The 487-nt window shown below is 67.1% G+C and carries 1 protein-coding gene and 1 pseudogene; one reads left to right on the top strand and one right to left on the bottom strand.

What is annotated here, in order from left to right; genetic code table 11:
• Positions 1-289, bottom strand: a pseudogene (locus LPA54_RS37075) (DUF3696 domain-containing protein); the annotation flags it as partial.
• Positions 290-304: 15 nt separating this feature from the next.
• On the opposite strand from LPA54_RS37075, the gene LPA54_RS37070 reads away from it, so the two are divergent.
• On the top strand, positions 305-487 hold a 183-nt coding region (locus tag LPA54_RS37070), incomplete at its 3' end, for a hypothetical protein (RefSeq protein WP_228984866.1).

The following is a 487-nucleotide window of genomic DNA, read 5'->3' as shown; positions in this document are numbered from 1 at the left end:
CGCCCGGACACAGCTCCTGCATCCAGGCGATCGTCTGGTCCAGGAGTTGGGGAGAGGTCGCGCCGCGATGGCGGAGCGGACCGTCCGGCACTTCTATGGGTACGTCCTGCTCCGTGTGATGGCGCAGGTAGTTGACGGTGTGCTCACCCCGCACGCCGAGGAAGCCGCGCGCGATGGCGATCTGGTGGGAGCGGGGGTAAGTGACCGCCGGGGTGATGCGGTCGGCGTGCAGGTACTGGAACGGCTGCTCGGCCACGTGCGAGCGGACCGACCCCTCCGCCAGGGGCATGACGTCCCGATCGGGATGACGAAAGTCGTACGCGGCGGCCCACGTACGCTGCTCGCCGTCTTCCTCAATGATGAAGCCCACAAGTGGCTCCTTTACGGCGGGGAGTTCCTCCACGGGCCCAAAGTCCTCATGCAGGACATCTTGTGCGGTGCCGAGGGCCACGAGGTCACCGTTGAGCAGCAGCCCTCCCCCAGCATG

Origin of the sequence: Streptomyces sp. DH12 (assembly GCF_020873895.1) — a bacterium.
Classification (GTDB): domain Bacteria; phylum Actinomycetota; class Actinomycetes; order Streptomycetales; family Streptomycetaceae; genus Streptomyces.
Note: the sequence above shows the minus strand (reverse complement) of the source record. Positions and strands in the feature narration are given on the sequence as shown.